Here is an 18,068-nt window from a genome sequence, read left to right on the forward strand (position 1 = left end):
AATCTTTCTCTTTCAAAAGAAATTAATAAAATACTTCTACCATATTAACTTTCTCAGGAGAATTTAGGTACATAGGAACCGCCTGTTAGCGGTAGCCTTTGTCTGTCACCACATAATTATTTCCAGATTTCAGAAATTATTTTGTCGTCTTTAAAATCTCTTTCTAAAATAAGTTTGTTGTCTGTCACATTGTAGTATTTCCAAAGTCCATTGTGTAAACTGTCTTTATAAATTCCAACTACAAAGACGTTTATTGTTGTGTCATTGCCATTTTTATTTTTATTCAAGTAGTCCTGAAATTTCTTAATACCATCACCATTTATTATTTGCTGCATGCCGCTACTGTCCCAATAATTAACAAGAAATACTTTGTTGTCTTTGTAATAGAGTTCAGTTTCAGGTTTGCCATTGTCATAATAATGCGTCGCAGTGCCAACTAAATTTCCGTCAATCTGATTGCCTTTAAACATTAAACTTCCGGTCTTGTGAAATTCAGTTACTTCTCCGTTGATTTTTCCATTTTTATAAATGCACTTTCCTAATAGTTTTCCGTCTTTATAATAGGCAACCGATTCACCGTTTTTTGTCGAGTCTATAAATTTTGTTTCACTTGCCAACTGGCCATTTTCATAAAAATTTTTTTCAATGAAACAGTTAGGTGTGTCGGAATAAACTCTTTCTATTTTGGGTTTACCATTTTCCCATTTTGCAATAATATTTTTATTGTTTGTCTTGCAACTAAACAAAGAAAGTGTCGTCAAGAAAATTATCAATTTAAATACTGTCATAAGGTTACCGCTAACGTGTGTATTTAAGCTAAAATATGCTACTTCTTTTAGAAAACAATTTTTCTTAAGCTCTGCTTTTTAAACGTTTATAATAAAATACGCGGTTCCTCACAGGTAGCGTAAATACAGGTATGTTAACTTTAAATTATCCAACGGGCTAATAATTTTGTCCCAGCCGAGTCTCCCGCAGGGAACTCGGCGTGTGAAGAATAACATAGCCGGTAATGTAATGCATGTTTTCTTTTAAAAGGTCGAACCATTTATAAACTAACCGGTATCAATAGGTAACATCATACAAATGCAACCAGTTATAACCGGTAATTGTTATAAAATATATTCCATCCGATTCAGCTATTTGTTGCTTTACAAATATTGATTGGAAAATACAAGATCTTATGGTGTCTCTGCACGCCGAGTCCCCTGCGGGAGACTCGGCTGGGACATAACGTTAGCACAATTGAAAAACTATTGATGAAGATAAATACAAAAGATGAATAATGAAAGTCTGCCCGGACTGCTGCTGATAGTATTACAAAAGATGAGGACTTGCAGGTCAGCCAGCATAGCAGCAAACCCAATGTAAGGTGCTGCATTTCTACGTCTGTTTATCGGGTTGTTTTGAAGAGTAATAAAATTGCAAATATGATACAAAGAAGTCCGAACAACCAAAGAAAAGGATTGCCGTAATTTCTTATAGGTGGTCTTTCTAATGCCTTTGTCATTTTTTCCTTTGCTGTCATTTTACGAAAAGCTGCAAATAGACATAACAGTCCAACGAATGTCAGCAGTGCTGTATATACATAAATGAGTAGATATTTATCCATTTAAATATTGTCGACTTTTTTCCTAATGGAAAGTCCAAACCAAATACCTACTATAATAATTGGTAGCATACCGAAAATTGTCACCAAACCTAATGGTTTATAAATGTAGTCGTGAATTGGTTCGCTTATTTCACTATTATTTGGTAAGCCTTCTTTCATAAAACCGATAAGACTTCCGAAAAATGTCGCAGTCCAAACAATTAAAAACCCCCCAATTATTCCGAACAGAATAGCAAGTCGGCTTTGTTTTGAAATCCAAATACTGGTCAATCCGCCAAAGAAATAACCTGCGATATAAATGATAATTGCGGCAAACAAAATTGTCGGGGCAAAATCAACCTGAAATAACCAAAAAGGTCCTGCCATCAGAGCCATAATAATATAAGCAATTACAAGTCCAACTGTAATCGCTTTAAAGGCTTGTCTATAACCGATTTTCTTAATAGTTGTGAAGTCTGTCATTATGTAGCACCTTACACTTAAATATATGGCACTCCTCCCAAATTTGCAAATTGATTTTCAATCGTTTAACATTCGCTATTTGCAATTGTCGTTAGGACAATCCAATCTCACCTTGCCCGGCGGCCCATCCACTTTACCGTAAAGTGCGCCGACTTTACGGTGTGGCGCATCAACTTTACGGTGTAGGTCGTCGACTTTTCGGTGTGGCGCATCAACTTTACGGTGTGGGTCGTCGACTTTTCGGTGTGGCGAATCAACTTTACGGCGTGGACCGTCAGCTATACGAAGTTACCGTATCACCGTTAGCAATCGCTCTTTGCTATCCAAACACGCATATGTAAAAATTTCCCGGGGTTATATTTTTTCAATTAGCCTGGTACGTTAGTACCCTCTCATGTACCCCCCCCCTTGAAAAACGACAATTGAGTGACAGTATAACGGCCGAAACAGCTATTATCATCTAACTGCATGATTTCTATCATAAAAATCCCTTACCATCATCTCTATTTTCGCCTAAACAAATTTGTTCAATTTATTAACCACATAAAAAATTTATTTCTATGAGCCCCTTCCACAAAGGTTTATTCAATCCTTGCAAAACGATTGCAATTCTTACGGCATTGTTATTTAGTACTTATTTCACTCAGGCACAGGCTAATCCATGGCCGGTTCCCAAGAGCAGCGAAAGCCTTAGAAATCCGGAGCCCCGCGATGCGGCTTCCATAAAAAATGGCAAAACTATATATATAGCATACTGCGCTCCCTGCCATGGCAATAAGGGCAGGGGAGATGGGCCGGCATCAGCATCGTTGAATCCTAAGCCCGCTGACCATACATCGGCTGCAATACAGGCAGAATCTGACGGTACTTTGTATTATAAAATTTCTGAAGGACATGGACATACCGCCATGCCGCCTTTTAAGTCAGTATTAAGCGTCGACCAACGCTGGGCTGTAATCAACTATATCAGGACACTTAAGTAAACACTAATTCAATCACTTATATATTTATTTTTATGAACTTCTTAAAAAAATTCATTCAGCAATTAAAGTTGTTAAGCGTATGCCTGTTGCTTTCAATATTTGCGAAAGCCCAGGAGCCTACCACCGTTGTTGATTCGTCGCTCCTTGACCGCGTAAGCGCACTTGAGCAGGAAGCATACTATATTAAGCCTGAAGAATCACATGTAATGATTGTGGGGCTGCTAACTTTTGGCTATGTAAGCAATAAAACCACGGTTACTTACCAAGGGGCAAGCGAAGTCTCAAAAACCAATAACCTGGGTGATGCCGATCACTTTGAGTTCAGTCCGATGCTGCTTTGGAGACATGGTAAAAAATTCCTGCTGGAATTTGAGCCATCGTTCAGCTCAGAGGGCGTTGGTGTTAACTGGGCCGATGTTTCTTATTATGCAGCCCCGGGATTAATACTAAGGGGCGGATACCTGGTTTTGCCTTTTGGTACTTATAACAAACGGCTGGCGGCGGGTTGGATTAATAAACTAGCCTCAGATCCTATTGGTATTGCTGATGCCTCAGATTATGGGGTAGAAGCCGAGGGTGGTCTCCAGGCAGGTACTATGAAGTGGAGCTACGACTTTGCCATTTCGAATGGCATGCAACTTCAGCCGGATGGGACAACCCAGTTTATCGGGATCACTGATAATAACAAAAACAAAACATTTACAGGCAGGATAGGGTGGTTGCCACTGGCTAATTCATCGCTTGAATTAGGAGCCTCGCTGATGACCGGGAAGGTAGGCGATGAAGGCAGCCAGTATAAAAACGCCGAGGCCAATTTATTTGCACTGGATTTAAACCTGGTAGAAAATTTAACTCCCTTTCAAATAAATATTAAAGGCCAATACAGTGAGGCTAAACTGGATAACGCGAGCTATATAAACCCGGTAGATACTGCAAGCTATACATTTAACAATCATACTAAAACCGGGTATATTATGGCTGCTGTGCGGCCCATGTTTTCCAAAAATAAAGTGGTAAAAAACTTTGAGCTGGCCGCACGGTACGGCAATTACACATCACCCGCCAATTCGCTTTGGGGAACGAAAGATAATTCACTTGCCCTAAGCCTTAATTACTGGATCGACTGGCGTACCGTTGTAAGGTTCTCATACGAAGGGATTAAAGGAACCAATACAGAAAGTACTAACCTGGGAGGTCATAACGGCGAGGTTACTAAAAATAATTCTATGTACGTACAATTTTGCATTGAACTTTAAAAATTACAATAATGAAAATTATAAATAATAAAAAAGTCACAATTTTAGGCATATTGATCCTTATGATTGGATCGATGATAGTAATACTGAATAGCTGCACCGCCAGTCAAAAGATCTCGGCCAAGTCCGGCGCACAATTATGGGGGGAGAATTGCCAGCGGTGCCATAATACCCCATCGCCTTCAACCTTTTCGCCTGAGAAGTGGGAAACCGTGGGCATGCATATGCAAAGCAGGGCCTTGCTAACGGACACGGAAAAAAACAAAATAGTAGAGTTTTTAAAACAGTAATATTCCTTCGTTACAAAAGCAAGGGCACATATAAAAATGCTGCTCATGTAATGTTTGCAACTCCCGGTATTCATGACGGTTTGGCGGTAGCCCTCAGATATTAAACTTATCGCTGTGTTATTATCTCCATCTTTGAACTTCCATTTTCGTCATTTCACAACTTTCCGAACTCCTTCCAAATGGCTCGCTATCGTGGCTGCATTTGTTGAGTTATAAAGAATGAGTGATCTGCGGGCCTGGTGGAATTATATGGATATCCATTAATTTTGATAGGGAATGGAACAATACGAAAAGATTTATTTATACAAGCGAATAGTTAAGGCAAAACTTTTTATTGATGATCACTACGCTGAGAATATTGACCTCGGCAACATATGCGACCAGGCAAACTTTTCCAGGTTTCATTTCATCAGGCTTTTTAAATCAATTTATGGAAGTACACCCAATAATTATCTTATAAAAACCAGGATGGAAAAGGCTAAAATTTTATTAGCGAAAGGCCATTCCGTACTGGAAACAAGTATAATGGTTGGTTTTGACAGCCCAACTTCTTTTGCAGGAATGTTTAAACGAATTGCAGGACAAACACCATCAAGCTTTCAGAAAAAACAGCATGCTCAAAAAAATGCCATGCAGTTAAACCCCTTGCTTTTTGTGCCTAATTGCTTTGCAGAAAATAACGGGTGGACAAAATAGCAATTTTGGAGAGGTAACTAAAAAATGCAGTCCGCATCTTTGCAAAAAAGAAAAACATGATTACAAAAATTACCCATACCTGCATTTATGTTCTCGATCAGAACAGCGCTTACGATTTCTATGTTAACAAACTTGGATTTAAAGTTCACACAGATGCTCCAATGGGCGAAGGCGCAAGGTGGCTTACCGTAACTCCACCGGAACAACCGGAATTAGAAATTACACTCTTTCTTGTTGCGGAAGGTGGTATGTTCGACGAAGAAACTGTACAAATAATGACCACGCTGATAAAGAAAGGGACATTTGGCGCGGCCGTGTTTACCTGCAAAGACCTGCTGGCCACTTACGAAGAATTAAAATCTAAAGGAGTTGTTTTTAAAAAGCCACCAACGAAAGAGTTTTATGGCTATGAAGCTTTATTCCTTGACGATTCGGGGAATTGGTTTTCACTGGCACAAATAAATTCATAATTATGAAATCAATATTTGATAATACCATAAGAGAAGAAATAGTCGACAGAATTAATTCATTAAGCGATAAGAGCAAGGCTAAATGGGGTAAGATGACGGTTGCGCAAATGGTGAAACATTGCTCCAGGTGCGAAGAGTATTATTATGGAAACATAAAAGTAAAGCGTTCTTTTTTAGGAAGAATATTTGGAAAGCGTGCAATTGCCAGCATATTGAAAGATGAAACCACCGGGATTAACAAAAATGCCCCCACCCGGCCCCAATTTAAAGTGACTGAGCCTGTTTTAGACTTGGCAGCAGAGAAAGAAAACTGGAAACAATTAATTACCAGGTACGGAACTTTCCCGGAGGATAATTTCACGCATTGGTTTTTTGGAAAGATGACCAAAAATCAATTAGGAGAATTTATTTACAAGCATTCCGATCATCATTTACGTCAATTTGGAGTATAAGAGCAGGAAGTATAATCAAAAACGGTGACATACAAACCCGGGTTGTTTGTGATGTGTATCTCTAATTGAGCATTGCCGTTAGAAGGGGAGCGCCGGGATTAAATTGAAAGACATTTTGTAACTAACGCTATCGTATACACGAAATATTCCATGCAGCAAAAGATAAATTATTTCTTCTCCAATGCGTCAATACGGTTTATTAATTCAGTGTTTTGTTTTTTTAATTCTTCAATTTGCTGCTGTTGTTCCTGCACAGCTTTTACCAGTGGCACAACAAAGTCTGCATAACGCAGCGCATACAAATCATTTTCATTTTTTGGTGCATCAATCCCGGAGAAGTCGAACCCTAATTTTTTTGCTGTCTTTTCTACTTCCTGCGCTACGAAGCCGGTATACCTTACCTGTTCTTTTTCACTCAATGCTTTAACCTGTGCCGCTTTTGCTTCTGCGCTCAATTTCTTATCTGCGGGGGTATTTTTATGAAGAAATTGATCTATTGCTGTTGCATTAAGCGTATAAGTAACAGGACGTAGCTCATTAATAAACTTTAAGCCAGGTACATCTTCCCTTAAATTGTTCTTATACCGGCCATCACTGATATTGCTCCAGTTCGCATAAGCCCGGTAAGAATTTGTTGCAGAATTTCCTATAGTGACCTGGCTGGCTGCAGTGCAAACGGTAGCTTGTCCTATTGCAATTACGTTATAATATCCAATTCCGTTCACATCAGTATTAGCGCCAAGAAACACGTTGTTATACCCGTTATTAAGAGTGGTGCCTGCATTATAACCGAATGCTACATTATATTCTGAGGCAGTGGTATTACGGAGCGCCTGGTAACCGAAGGCAGTGTTGTAACTGTCGTTATTCAGCCGCAGGGCTTCAAAGCCGCCAGCTGTGTTATAGCTTCCATTGTTATTGTAAAGCGCCGCACTTCCGCAGGCGGTGTTGTAAGTTCCCGTTGAATTAGAGTAGAGCGAAGCATAGCCAAAGGCACTGTTGAAATTTGCTGTTGTATTCGAGTTAAGTGCATTGGTGCCAAATCCGGAGTTTCCATGGCCATAATTGTTTGCATATAGCGCATAGTAACCACTTGCCGTATTGCTATAGCCGTCAATGTTAGAGTAAAGAGCGTAATACCCATCTGCCATGTTGTAATTGCCAGTAGAGTTATGATTAAGCGAGGCTGCTCCAATGGCCGTGTTAAAACTTCCCATACTATTGGAGTACAGCGACTGATAGCCGTGCGCCGTGTTATAAATTCCGGACGTATCCGTAAAAAGTGCCTGGTAACCGAAGGCAGAATTTGCTGTGCCAAAAGCAGCATTTAAACTCTGATAGCCAAAGTTTGTTTTGAACGGTGAAGTATAATCAATGTATCCGGAGCGTTGATTATTTACTTTAATTGCTAACGAATTCGCGTCGGTTGTACCAACAAAATTCGTAGCCGGATTTGAACCTCCATTGCCGGTAAGCGACCAGTTGCCGCCACCAGATTCAATTTGCGTCCATGCGCTGCCGTTATGGAACCAAAAGCTGCCCGTAGTTGTATCATACACGATTAACCCTTTTGCGGGATTTACTATAGCTGTCCTGCTTGTGGCAGAAGTCCTTGGGAGAAGAAGTCCTTTATCGCTGGACTTTACTTCAAGCATAGAACTGGCGTCAGGCGTGGTGGTACCAATTCCTACACTTTGAGCCAGGGAAGATTTATTAAATAAAATAATCACGATTGAAAGCAGGAATAGCTTTTTCATTGTTGTATGTTTTTAATGTATTAATTGTTAACAATTAATTGTTGCGATCATTTGGTATAGAGAAATTCAAGCTACAGATATTGAATACCCCGGTGTAGCCATATGAACAACAGAGGCGAGGAAAGTGTTTTGATAGGTTACTTACTAACCTAAATTTAATACATAACACTTGTTTTTAAAAATTTCCCCGCGGAGAATTTTAAAATGACCACAACTTTGTTTCCCTCAGGATATGCATTTACATTTTTGCCTGTAAACCCGGCTATACTGATTTTCTTTTTTCGTGTATCCGCTCCCGTAGATTATGAAAAAACAGTTGACGGTCTTTCTCGCTTATTTCACTGATGAGCATGGATTTTTTTAGCAGGATTTTAAGTGTATCAAAGGTGTAATTAATAAATTCAGCATTTTTGGTCATCATATAATTTATTACATTATGGTTAATGAAAACCATTCTCATGCCATCCATCTCAACCAATGTTGTATTATCTCCAAGGAAAAATTCATTAATATAAAACGCATACTTAATTTTATTTTCCTGCTGTGGATTTTGATGAGGAAATTTATATCCATACTCAACCTGCAATTCAATGTGATTAACGAGCTTCTCCAGGCAATCATAAACAGTTTTAATATCCTGCTGCGATTTGAAAATTTTTGTTTCACGGTAATATTCTATTTGCCTGATAGTGGTGTTAATACAGTCCATATTCCACATTTCCACTGATGGAATCTGGAGATATAAATCAGAAATCTTCCGGCCTGTTTTATTAAAAATGTCTATGAAATCATCTATCAGGAACTGCCCTTTATTAAACTTAGGGTAATCCAGGTCATAGCGGCTCCAGAAATAACATTTGAACGCAGCAAGTTCCGGGAACATGAAATGATGGAAAATAGGAATATCCTTGTTCAGGCTATACATCACTTTTTCTTTAGCCGGCATAAAATATTGAAGCTGGCTAACGATGCCCTGCAGGTAATTTTCAAAATCGAATGTATTCCTGTCAATGTTCTTTCCCCAGAAAATCAGTGCATCATTTTGTAAATGAAGGAATGAATCCAGGGAAATTTTATAATGCGCAGCCAGTTGGGACACTTCGTCTAAAGTAAGATGTTTTTCCCCACGGAGGCGCCTATACGCACTGTCATTACTGAGGTGTAACTGCTCAGCCAATGCATCCACCAACGCAAGATGAGGGGGCAGGTGATTTTTTATCTCTTTTAAAAGGGCTATTTGTAACGCTATCGCATCCACCGTTCAATGATTTTTATTCCGAATATAAAGACTAAAGTCAGCTTTTGCAAGAAGTGCAAATTAAAAAAGAAACATGCCGGGTTTTTGGCAACATCCGCAAAAAATACCATTGAAAAAAGATCACATCAATTATGAAAAGCCGGATTAGCAATAGAACTTTATGCCGGCCGGGACGATATCGATGAAAAGACAGTACTATGGTAACGGCGAATAGCTAATGGATTGGCCGAATCTGTATCCTCACACTTCGGGATCGTATAAGCTCATCGGTTCTGATTCTATTTATTTTCCCCAAGTTGGTGTAACGGCAGTCGTAGACGGAAGCGGGGCATATCAGTCAGGCGCCAGTGGTGGCCATTATAAATTTAATGGGACCTTGCTTACCATTACCCAAAGTGCCGTGAAAGGCTTCACATTCGACGATTCAGGTGAAACATATAACATGCTACAATCAGCCACATCTTCTATTGTAATGGAAAAACAATAATTACTCAATGTGACCTGGTTTTTTTGCATTGGGCAGGAACTAACGTCCGCTGGAATTAATGGTTGATTTACACGGTTAAAAAGAAGGAAAACCTCTTTGGGAAACGATGATACACAAAAATTTAATTCCCAAATTCGTTTAACTTCACCTTAAAATTTTACTGATGGCAATCCGCATTTTTATTACAGGCGGCACTTTCGATAAGGAATATAATGAGCTGAACGGTAAACTATATTTTAAAGACAGCCACCTGGGCGACCTCCTGGAAATGGGTCGTAGCAAAGTTCCTGTGGAAATACGAACGCTGATGATGGTGGATAGTCTGGAAATGACAGACGAAGACCGCGAGTTGATTATACACCAATGCAACAACTGTGATGAAACACAAATAGTAATTACACATGGCACTGATACCATGGCCGACACTGCCAAAGCATTGGCACAAAAAGTGCCGGACAAAACCATCATACTCACCGGCGCCATGATCCCGATTAAGTTTGGTAGTTCAGACGGGCTGTTTAATCTTGGCAGCGCGCTTGCCTTTGCACAAACGCTACCCGTGGGAGTATATGTGGCAATGAATGGCCGCTATTTTAACTGGGACAATGTATGGAAGAACAAACAGACCGGTGTATTTGAAGAAATAAAATAGCTTTAGACTTCCTGGTTGTGCATGAAATCTCTAAACCCGGTTTTTAAATATCTGTTTGAATGATTTATTCGTACAGGCAATACAGTTAGTATAAGGCATAAACAAGTTGCAACGGGTAAATCCTACTTTTCAAACCGCTTATTTAAATGATTTATCAGCCAGGTTATTTGTATAAATATCATTATGGTAGCTAAAACAATTACAGTTGTAGTAATCCTTGAAAATTGAAATAAAGGCACATCACCAAACGTGTGAATAAAATTCTTCATTCCCGGGCCGAACGACCATACCTTAGCCTGGTTTTGCGAACTGCCGCTTACGATGAAGTAGCCCAATGTGGCAATAATCGCAAAAACAAGAAGCCAGCCCTTTTTTGAAATTAAAGGTTTATAGATAGTGGCCTTACTCTTGTCGGTTGCCAAAACGTTGGCCATAACTTTAGCAGTAAAATCATGAGGAGGTGATTCTAATGGAGTTTCTTTTATCGCCCTCTGAACATAATGTTCAATATTTTTATCCTCGTTCCCTTTCATAATATTGTACTTTCTGGTTCCAAACGCTCTTTCATAAGAACTGTCAACTTTTTCCTGCTCCTGTATAATCTTATCTTAACATTGTTCGGGTTAATACCGATAATCTTTGCAATTTCCTCTAAAGATTGTTCCTCAAAATAATATAACGTCAACAAAAAACTTTCCTCGCCGGGCAACAACTGTAAACAATCCCGGATCATTTGTCTGCGCTCCTTCTCTTCAATAGAATCTAACACATTCAATACAGATGTTGCTTCCATTTCCCTGGATTCATCCAGGCTGGTGATGACTTGCAATCTTTTATTCTTCTTTAGCCTGTCGAGACAAGCATTAAAAGTTATTTTATAAATCCAGGTTGAAAATTTAGAATCCCCGTTAAACTTACATAATGATTTATATATTTTATAGAACGTATCCTGCGCAGCTTCCTCTGCTTCATGCCTGTCTTTGAGCATCTTCAACGATAACGTAAATACCATATCCTTATATCTTTCCACCAATACCGCAAACGCATTGGTGTCACCCTTCAGCACCAGGTGGATATAATGTTGATCGTTCTCTTTAACCATATGAATAATAATAAGACGACAACAAGCCAGGCCCGGTTACATCCTGTAAAAACTTTTTTACAATTACTGTAACCTGTAACAAAATTGTGTCGTCATAACCATGAACGAAATAAAATTATATAATTAAAAACAAATCACCATGGGCCCGGAACTTTTGATACCGATAAGCTTATTCCTCGCAATTTTTGGCATTGTCTACCTGTTTTTATCCACCCGAAACAAAGAGCGCCTTGCGTTAATTGAGAAAGGAGTTGATGCCGGCATTTTTATGAAAGGGAGGCAAAACGCCATCCCCACCGGCAGGATAATTATCCTGAATTTAGCCTTACTGCTGATAGGCATCGGTGTGGGAGTTTTCATTGCACTTTTATTATCTACCTATACTTCTTTAAACCAGGACGCCATTTATCCGGCAGCTATATTTACAATGGCCGGCATTGGATTATTTGTGGGTTTCCAAATGACAGGTAACCTGGAGAAAGAGCAAAAATAATTTGCAAAAACACCCTAAACGGCCAGATCATAACGTTAAAGAATATTCGATTTTTCGGTATATTATTATGCGGGAGAATTTTGAAAATTCTGAAAAGTAAAAGCAAGTGAGAGCCGATTCATTTACAACAGCAATCTTTATTACTTTTTGCTTTTTCAAAACATTCCCGGCCTTCCTTAAATGAGAAATAAGAAAGGCCGAGGCTTCCTAAGTTGTCTAGGTACGGGATGTGCAAAATTTCGTATATACCACTGCTGAACAACAATACTATTGACATATAAATGCAAACTTTTGTGCATTGGGCATCTGCAAGGATTGCCTGCGAGTTAAGATTTTTTCCGACTTTAGTTTTCAACATAATTAAGGCCCACATAACCATAATTGATATAACGGATACTATAATTCCTGCAAATGTCGTTCGGGGATTATGATTAGTCCAGGTATTGTAGATACTGGTTGTTACAAGCCCCGCGACTAAAGTATAAAAAGAAAAACCGGTAATTCTTAAAGCCGATCGCTCAAAATCATCTTTGATACTATGGGGATTTCTTTGAATGCGCAATACCATATGAGCAATTCCCAGACCCGAAAGCACTTCTATAAAACTATCTGCACCAAAACCAAAAAGCGCAAGACTGCCGTCCTCGAAGCCAAAATAGAGTGATGCCACTCCTTCGCCAATATTATAGATGATTGTAAACAGGGCAAGTCCTGAAGCCTATTTATATAATTGTTCCTGCCGGAAAGGAAAGGTTTTTAGTAATCCCATCTTATTCGCTGTAAAATTAAAGATACTTATAAGAATGCGTTGGTTCGCGACAGGGTTTGCGCATTTATAAGTAACTTTTGTAACATACTATAAGTTTTAAAATTTTGAACTTTATATCATGGATAACTCAATTCAAAATCATTGGAACGCTGTTTATAAAACAAAAGGGCCAGACCAGGTAAGCTGGACTCAGGAGGTTCCAAAAACTTCTTTGGACTTTATACATTCTTTCAGCCTGGCAAAGAATGCAAAAATTATTGATATTGGGGGCGGAGATAGTAAACTCGTGGACTATTTATTGAAGGAAGGATATGAGGACATTACAGTTCTTGACATTTCAGAAAAAGCACTTGAAAAGGTAAAAGCCCGCCTTGGCGATGCAGCAAAAAAAGTAAAGTGGATTGTAAGCGACATCGTTGATTTTGTACCAACCGAAAGTTATACACTTTGGCACGACCGGGCTACTTTTCATTTTCTTACCACATCAGGGCAGATTAAAAAATACATGGATACGGCGAGGAAAGCGGTTAATGATTATTTGACAATAGGGACATTTTCGGTCAACGGGCCGGAAACTTGCAGTGGCCTCGCGGTAAAACAATATTCAGAAACTGCATTACAAGAGGAAATTCGTCATGGATTTAATAAAATTCGTTGCATAAACGAAGATCATGTTACACCGTTCAATACATCACAGAGTTTTTTATTTTGCAGCTTCAAAAAAAAAGCATGATAATATAGCCGGGTTAAATATTTTTGATGGAGACTTGCACCCTTAATAGTCTTGTAAAACCTCATATTTTCTTGCGTATGTGGTACAGTTTCCTCAATATTTTCTTCTTTGTTTTTCATACAATATTTACGTTGTTTAATATAGTCGGATGGATTTTTCAAAAGACGAGAAAGCTGCATTTGATTACTATTTCCCTTACTGCCTTCTCCTGGTTCTTCCTCGGCATTTGGTATGGATGGGGTTACTGCTTTTGTACCGACTGGCATTGGACGGTAAGGCAAAGGCTGGGGTACAAAGATCACTCCAACTCTTATATTCATTTTCTTATTCTCAAATTATCAGGCATTAATCTTAATGAACAAATGGTGGAGAATGCTACACTAGTTATATTCCTTTTATGCTTTATTCTGAGTGCCTGTTTAAATATAAAAGACTGGCGAATAAAAAAGAATAAATCTCAAAATCATTTGAGTTAATGATTGTTGTCATTTATTTCCGCCTGTCGTGTTTATAATTTTATTTCTTAAAATATTTCACTGGAATATATTAAAAAGAAAACCTGCAATCAGGACGTTGCTTTCCTGGTTACCATCAGGCGCAAGCTCTAAAATAATTCAATATGAAAAAGATAATTGGCAACCTGGCAATTGCATTAATTATTGGGGTGCTTTTCTCCTGCAATGGGCATTATCGTTTCCTTATTGGCCAGCCGCCTGAACATCCATCTGTGATAATGCCGCTAAGCCCCGGAGACGGTTATATATGGATTGGAGGAGAGTGGTATTTCAACGGCAATTCATATTTATGGCGCGATGGTTATTGGACAAGACCACGCGATGGAATCAGGTGGGTGCCCGGAGACTGGAAGAGAAACCATCATGAATGGTATTATAATCCGGGGCGATGGAGAAAATGATTATAAAACGTTTATTATGAAAAAAGAAATTTCGAAGCTTGCTTTATTATGGCTGTTTATTATTTGTATATCATCTGATCAACGGCCAGGTGTTATTTCATTATTACCAATAAAGCATTGGGTAAATGATACTATCCCGGTGAAAATTACGCTGGATAAAACTGCATTCAATGATATGAATATTCTTTTTATAACCGACACAGCAGCTACGACTGACGGAATAAAAGATGTTCTGGGGAAAGCGTATGGTGAAATAATGCAGTTTGTTCAGCAAAATCAGTTACAACCTTTAAAATTTATGGCATGGTATGGTTCCGTGCAGCCACCGTGGATAATGAACGTCGCCGTTGAAGTTAATAAAATACCTGAAGCAGTTAACGGGCGCATTCATTCTAAGGTACAGCCCGGTGGTGAAGTATTGATTGCACATATCCGGGGGCCGTATGACCAGGTGGGGCAAGCCTACAATGCTATTGGAAAATGGATGAATGAAAATACCCGAAAAGCAAAAAGTGCGCCTTTCGAAGTATATATAAATGATCCTGCAACGGTAAAAGACCCTTCCGAAATTCAAACAGATGTTTATCAGCCCCTGGAATAAATTAATAGTTAAACTCGTTTTATGAGAAAGATATTTTCTGTTATTATCACATTAGGCTTTACGATTCAGGCCTTTTCATTTCGTTTGGAATATGGTAATAACGTTGTAATAACCCAGCCCGTCCATGAAGACCTGTATGTTTCAGCGGGGTCAGTAACTATTAATGCCCCAGTATTTGGTGATTTGATTTGTACAGGGGGCACTATCAATATTAATGATTCTGTAAGTGATGATATTATAGTTGCAGGAGGCACTGTCACTTTTAACGGTTATGTGGGAGATGATATTCGTTGCGCAGGGGGAAGGTTGTATATACAAAAAAGCATTGGTGGCGACCTGGTAATTGCAGGTGGACAGGTTACTGTTAACAGGGATGTTGTTATAGGTGGTGGGTTGTTGATGGGTGGTGGCGACATCACATTCAATGGTACCGTAAATAAATCTGTAAAGGCTGGGTTCGGGAGCCTTGTTTTTAATGGCCGTGCAGAAAAAGACATAGATGTAAGGGGAGGAGACCTGCAAATGAATGGCACTGTTATGGGGCCATCAATTATAGCAGCCAATAAAATCACGATAGGCAATGATGCTTCATTCAATAATGATGTTCGTTACTGGAACAAGGCTGGGTCAGTGGACTTCAGGCAATCAATAAAAAACGGGAAAGCCATATATGATCCTTCACTAAAAATTGAAACAGGCCGCTGGTATTACCTTGGCGGTATGTCAGTAATGGGATTACTATGGTATATCGGGATGGCATTATTGATGATTGCTATAATTCAGTATTTATTTAATGCAACAATGCAAAAAGCAGGAGATACCGTTTTCAATAAAACTTTAAAATCATCAGGATTTGGTTTGCTCTTTTTTATCGCGGTACCTATCGCAGCTATCATAGCTTTTATAACTATCATAGGTGTACCCGTGGGCTTATTGTTACTGTTTAATTATATAATACTCATCCTGCTTGCAACCGTCATTACTTCGCTGGTGGCCGCACATTGGATTAACAACCGTTTTAATCACAAATGGAGTTATTGGAAACTGGTATTTACAGCGTTAGGAATTTTTATTGTGCTTAAACTTATCAGCTTAATGCCTTTCCTCGGATGGTTTATTGTATTGCTTGCAGCATGCATGGCATTTGGGGCAATACTGCAGAATATTAACTGGAAACGCAAACCACAGGTTGAAATAGCACAGTAGGATTAAAAAGGTGACGGGCTAATGCATGTCCATCCGCCATCTACTATTAAAGTTTGCCCTGTTATATGTTTTGCTTTTTCAGAAACAAGGAACAAAGCGGTGCTGGCAATATCCGATACGGTTGCAGCTCTGCCCATCGGTGTTATTCTTTTCCATGTAGTTGCGTATTCCGGATCATCTAATGTTCTTTCGGTTAAAGTGGCGCCGGGTGCAATGGTGTTAACGTTGATTTTATACTGCGACAGTTCTATCACTAAATTTTTTGCCAGCATTTCCAGGGCAGCTTTACTCATGCCATAGGCAGCAAGGTCTTTGTGCGCCTGGTGGCCGGTTACAGAAGATGTAAATAATAACGATCCGCCTGATCCCTGCTTTTTCATTTGATTCGCGGCTGCCTGCGCCAAAAAAAAAGTACCTCCCAGGTTTACCTGCATCACCCGGAAAAAAGATTCAGGTTTGTAAGTAAAAAAATCTCCGAATAAAGTAATACCCGCATTTGCAATCACAATATCAAGCTTACCAAATTGAGCAACTGCAGTATCAACCATTGTTTGAATAAATGCCATATCGCCGGAATCACCTGCAAGCGCTATACAATTGCCGCCGGTATTTTCAATGATCCGTTTCACAGCACTTTCAGCCAATGTTTGATCTACATCATTTAAAATAACATTCGCACCTTCTGCCGCAAGGCTCGAGCAAATTTCATAACCAATACCTTGCCCGGCTCCGGTTACAATGGCTACTTTGTTTTCAAAAATCATTATAATAGTTTTATGGTCAATTTTGAATGTGAGTTAGTTTACCTGCTAACCGTTTACAAGCCACTACTCACTTTCTCAATGCAAATCTCTTACAACTTCTTTAAAATTACGATAACATTTAGTCCCTCAATATTTTTAAATGAAAAAGAACTTTAACCGTTTGGTCTGATGCTGCCTCCTTTATGGAGGGGTTTTTATAGTAAGAAACAAGATGGCGGTGGTGGCGCCAATACACTATGGAATACTTTCAATACTTTATATGAAAAGTTAACAACTACCAATAGCTTGATGCATTTATTGTTTTCAACATTTGAACATTTCCGTCGCATAGTTTGTTTTGCCCCTTTTACGAAGGTGTCAGTTAATGAATCGTTTTCATTAGCGAAGTTGCTGGTATAACGGTTAGGCTTATTCGTTATTAATTAAAGTGAGTATTTGTTGTTTCTTTAAAAGTGAATTCCTGAGCGAGTCGAAATTTCTTCAAAAAGGCAGGCTTACTTTATGTCATCAAACTAATTTATTCATCTTAAAAAATAAGAAAAAAGCGAGCAACAACAAAAGGCAGATAAAATGGATTGCAAAAAATATATACTGTGTTATCCTTAGCCAGTTACTGACCGGTGAAGACAAAAGTTAGTAAACTGCAGCCGTAACAATGATCAATTCAACTCCCAGGAATATCATTTCCCTCCCTTCAAAGATGTGCTGAGTTATCCGCAACTGTTTCTGCCCCCAATAAATCAATACGGCCAGGCCCGATAAGGTATTTATAATGAATATATACTGCTCCAGCTTATGTGTCACCAGTCCTGCCATGAAAGTGCCTAAATAAACCAGGATGCCAAAGATCAGACCTAGCTTTATCCAATAATCGGAAATAATCATAGCAATTGTGTTATGTTTTTTAAGAGGTTCACAGAATGCAGTGCCTGTAATTACCCTTTCAACAGGTAAAATAATTCTTTTTATTTATATACGCGGCAATTGCCGGTTTTAATACCCGGCGGCCTCGGTTATCCTGTACGCAAACCCCGCGAAGTGATCAGCGAAAGATGACTTAGGCTGGCTAACATTTTAATAAATAACTAACACTTAAGGAGAAACAATAA

The 18,068-nt window shown here is 38.9% G+C and carries 23 protein-coding genes; 14 read left to right on the forward strand and 9 right to left on the reverse strand.

Annotated features, from left to right (window positions below):
- Window positions 1-116: 116 nt before the first annotated feature.
- Both FW778_RS19890 and FW778_RS19895 read right to left on the reverse strand, forming a co-directional pair.
- Entirely contained in the window at window positions 117-761 is a 645-nt protein-coding gene (locus FW778_RS19890) for a toxin-antitoxin system YwqK family antitoxin (RefSeq protein WP_202552383.1), read from the reverse strand.
- 851 nt (window positions 762-1,612) lie between these two features.
- Window positions 1,613-2,074 (reverse strand): hypothetical protein, encoded by a 462-nt coding sequence (locus FW778_RS19895; RefSeq protein ID WP_150416624.1) that lies wholly within the window; start codon window positions 2,072-2,074, stop codon window positions 1,613-1,615.
- A 560-nt stretch (window positions 2,075-2,634) separates the two neighbouring features.
- On the opposite strand from FW778_RS19895, the gene FW778_RS19900 reads away from it, so the two are divergent.
- The 5 genes from FW778_RS19900 (at window position 2,635) to FW778_RS19925 (ending at window position 6,221) form a co-directional block, all read left to right on the forward strand.
- A complete protein-coding gene (locus FW778_RS19900; protein WP_150416625.1) occupies window positions 2,635-3,057 on the forward strand; it encodes a c-type cytochrome in 423 nt (140 codons plus the stop codon).
- A 32-nt stretch (window positions 3,058-3,089) separates the two neighbouring features.
- The gene (locus tag FW778_RS19905; protein ID WP_150416626.1) at window positions 3,090-4,313 is read left to right on the forward strand and encodes a hypothetical protein; all 1,224 of its coding nucleotides are present in this window, start codon (window positions 3,090-3,092) and stop codon (window positions 4,311-4,313) included.
- Between the two features lie 566 nt (window positions 4,314-4,879).
- The gene (locus tag FW778_RS19915; protein WP_202552384.1) at window positions 4,880-5,299 is read left to right on the forward strand and encodes a helix-turn-helix transcriptional regulator; all 420 of its coding nucleotides are present in this window, start codon (window positions 4,880-4,882) and stop codon (window positions 5,297-5,299) included.
- Window positions 5,300-5,355: 56 nt separating this feature from the next.
- Window positions 5,356-5,769, forward strand: a complete 414-nt coding sequence (locus tag FW778_RS19920; protein ID WP_150416628.1) for a VOC family protein — start codon at window positions 5,356-5,358, stop codon at window positions 5,767-5,769.
- 2 nt (window positions 5,770-5,771) lie between these two features.
- The gene (locus FW778_RS19925) at window positions 5,772-6,221 is read left to right on the forward strand and encodes a DUF1569 domain-containing protein (protein WP_150416629.1); all 450 of its coding nucleotides are present in this window, start codon (window positions 5,772-5,774) and stop codon (window positions 6,219-6,221) included.
- Window positions 6,222-6,388: 167 nt separating this feature from the next.
- Here the strand turns inward: FW778_RS19925 and FW778_RS19930 are convergent, their stop codons facing one another.
- Both FW778_RS19930 and FW778_RS19935 read right to left on the reverse strand, forming a co-directional pair.
- Complete coding sequence (locus FW778_RS19930) at window positions 6,389-7,978, reverse strand: tail fiber domain-containing protein (RefSeq protein ID WP_150416634.1); 1,590 nt, start codon at window positions 7,976-7,978, stop codon at window positions 6,389-6,391.
- A 262-nt stretch (window positions 7,979-8,240) separates the two neighbouring features.
- A complete protein-coding gene (locus FW778_RS19935) occupies window positions 8,241-9,236 on the reverse strand; it encodes a hypothetical protein (protein ID WP_150416638.1) in 996 nt (331 codons plus the stop codon).
- Between the two features lie 217 nt (window positions 9,237-9,453).
- Between FW778_RS19935 and FW778_RS19940 the strand changes: the two genes are divergently transcribed.
- The gene (locus tag FW778_RS19940) at window positions 9,454-9,723 is read left to right on the forward strand and encodes a hypothetical protein (protein ID WP_150416644.1); all 270 of its coding nucleotides are present in this window, start codon (window positions 9,454-9,456) and stop codon (window positions 9,721-9,723) included.
- A gap of 163 nt (window positions 9,724-9,886) precedes the next feature.
- Window positions 9,887-10,375, forward strand: a complete 489-nt coding sequence (locus FW778_RS19945) for an asparaginase domain-containing protein (RefSeq protein WP_150416648.1) — start codon at window positions 9,887-9,889, stop codon at window positions 10,373-10,375.
- Window positions 10,376-10,497: 122 nt separating this feature from the next.
- Here FW778_RS19945 and FW778_RS19950 read toward each other — a convergent pair whose 3' ends face one another.
- Both FW778_RS19950 and FW778_RS19955 read right to left on the reverse strand, forming a co-directional pair.
- Window positions 10,498-10,908: a hypothetical protein gene (locus FW778_RS19950; RefSeq protein WP_150416653.1), complete on the reverse strand. Its 411-nt coding sequence runs from the start codon at window positions 10,906-10,908 to the stop codon at window positions 10,498-10,500.
- Window positions 10,905-11,477 carry an RNA polymerase sigma factor gene (locus FW778_RS19955; protein ID WP_150416656.1) on the reverse strand — a complete coding sequence of 191 codons (573 nt, stop codon included), beginning with the start codon at window positions 11,475-11,477 and terminating at the stop codon, window positions 10,905-10,907. The genes FW778_RS19950 and FW778_RS19955 overlap by 4 nt, the downstream gene beginning before the upstream one ends.
- Before the next feature lie 139 nt (window positions 11,478-11,616).
- Between FW778_RS19955 and FW778_RS19960 the strand changes: the two genes are divergently transcribed.
- The gene (locus FW778_RS19960; RefSeq protein WP_150416657.1) at window positions 11,617-11,970 is read left to right on the forward strand and encodes a DUF6249 domain-containing protein; all 354 of its coding nucleotides are present in this window, start codon (window positions 11,617-11,619) and stop codon (window positions 11,968-11,970) included.
- A gap of 118 nt (window positions 11,971-12,088) precedes the next feature.
- Here the strand turns inward: FW778_RS19960 and FW778_RS19965 are convergent, their stop codons facing one another.
- Window positions 12,089-12,673: a cation transporter gene (locus FW778_RS19965; protein WP_317132392.1), complete on the reverse strand. Its 585-nt coding sequence runs from the start codon at window positions 12,671-12,673 to the stop codon at window positions 12,089-12,091.
- A 184-nt stretch (window positions 12,674-12,857) separates the two neighbouring features.
- On the opposite strand from FW778_RS19965, the gene FW778_RS19970 reads away from it, so the two are divergent.
- The 5 genes from FW778_RS19970 to FW778_RS19990 all read left to right on the forward strand — a co-directional run bounded on the left by FW778_RS19970 (window position 12,858) and on the right by FW778_RS19990 (window position 16,195).
- Window positions 12,858-13,472, forward strand: coding sequence for a class I SAM-dependent methyltransferase (locus FW778_RS19970; RefSeq protein WP_202552387.1), 615 nt, complete (start codon window positions 12,858-12,860; stop codon window positions 13,470-13,472).
- 26 nt (window positions 13,473-13,498) lie between these two features.
- The gene (locus FW778_RS19975) at window positions 13,499-13,948 is read left to right on the forward strand and encodes a DUF2784 domain-containing protein (protein WP_235906495.1); all 450 of its coding nucleotides are present in this window, start codon (window positions 13,499-13,501) and stop codon (window positions 13,946-13,948) included.
- A gap of 143 nt (window positions 13,949-14,091) precedes the next feature.
- On the forward strand, window positions 14,092-14,388 hold the full coding sequence (locus FW778_RS19980) for a YXWGXW repeat-containing protein (RefSeq protein ID WP_150416659.1): 297 nt from the start codon (window positions 14,092-14,094) through the stop codon (window positions 14,386-14,388).
- Window positions 14,389-14,404: 16 nt separating this feature from the next.
- Window positions 14,405-14,989 carry a GyrI-like domain-containing protein gene (locus FW778_RS19985; protein WP_202552388.1) on the forward strand — a complete coding sequence of 195 codons (585 nt, stop codon included), beginning with the start codon at window positions 14,405-14,407 and terminating at the stop codon, window positions 14,987-14,989.
- Window positions 14,990-15,010: 21 nt separating this feature from the next.
- Window positions 15,011-16,195, forward strand: coding sequence for a hypothetical protein (locus FW778_RS19990; RefSeq protein ID WP_150416661.1), 1,185 nt, complete (start codon window positions 15,011-15,013; stop codon window positions 16,193-16,195).
- 2 nt (window positions 16,196-16,197) lie between these two features.
- On the opposite strand, the gene FW778_RS19995 is transcribed toward FW778_RS19990, so the two are convergent.
- Window positions 16,198-16,959, reverse strand: a complete 762-nt coding sequence (locus tag FW778_RS19995) for an SDR family NAD(P)-dependent oxidoreductase (protein WP_150416662.1) — start codon at window positions 16,957-16,959, stop codon at window positions 16,198-16,200.
- Window positions 16,960-17,127: 168 nt separating this feature from the next.
- On the opposite strand from FW778_RS19995, the gene FW778_RS20000 reads away from it, so the two are divergent.
- A complete protein-coding gene (locus FW778_RS20000; protein ID WP_150416663.1) occupies window positions 17,128-17,358 on the forward strand; it encodes a hypothetical protein in 231 nt (76 codons plus the stop codon).
- A 234-nt stretch (window positions 17,359-17,592) separates the two neighbouring features.
- Here FW778_RS20000 and FW778_RS20005 read toward each other — a convergent pair whose 3' ends face one another.
- Window positions 17,593-17,844, reverse strand: a complete 252-nt coding sequence (locus FW778_RS20005) for a hypothetical protein (RefSeq protein WP_150416664.1) — start codon at window positions 17,842-17,844, stop codon at window positions 17,593-17,595.
- Window positions 17,845-18,068: the final 224 nt, after the last annotated feature.

The sequence above is a fragment of the Ginsengibacter hankyongi genome (assembly GCF_008710285.1).
GTDB lineage: Bacteria > Bacteroidota > Bacteroidia > Chitinophagales > Chitinophagaceae > Ginsengibacter > Ginsengibacter hankyongi.